Below are 684 nucleotides of genomic sequence, written 5' to 3' on the forward strand. Positions count from 1 at the left end.
GTTGAATATAGTCCATGACCTCTTACCTCCTCTATAGGAGCATTCACCCTTGCCATTGGGCTAGCTAGATGATTTCACAATCATGGAATTACCTGCCTTATTTTAGCAGCATTCCTAATCATTATTTCAATGCTTCAATGATGACGAGATGTTATTCGAGAGGGTACATTCCTAGGTCACCATACAAGACATGTAACTACAGGCCTACGATGAGGTATAATTCTATTTATTACATCTGAGGTAATATTCTTCCTAGCTTTCTTCTGAGCATTCTTTCATAGAAGACTGGCCCCCACACCAGAAATTGGTTGCTCTTGGCCGCCTACAGGGATTCACCCCCTAAATCCATTTAGTGTGCCTCTTCTAAACACCGCAGTACTACTCGCATCTGGCGTCACCGTAACATGGGCCCACCATAGTTTAATAGAAAGAAAGCGAACAGATGCTATTCAGGCACTTACTGTCACAGTATGCTTAGGGGCCTACTTTACGTTCCTTCAAGCGGGGGAATATTTAGCGGCCCCATTTACTATCGCAGATAGGGTTTATGGGACAACATTCTTCGTAGCCACTGGATTCCACGGTCTTCATGTTCTTATTGGTTCCACATTCCTTTCTATCTGTTTATTGCGAACTCTTGCCCACCATTTCTCCGCTGGACACCACTTTGGATTTGAAGCTGCG

The 684-nt window shown here is 44.0% G+C and carries 1 pseudogene; it reads left to right on the forward strand.

The annotated features are described in order from the left end of the window. Positions 1-279 precede the first annotated feature (279 nt). Positions 280-684, forward strand: a pseudogene (locus L5876_RS14945) (cytochrome c oxidase subunit 3); the annotation flags it as partial.

It is taken from the genome of Hyphobacterium sp. SN044 (assembly GCF_021864465.1).
Taxonomy (GTDB): Bacteria; Pseudomonadota; Alphaproteobacteria; order Caulobacterales; family Maricaulaceae; genus Hyphobacterium.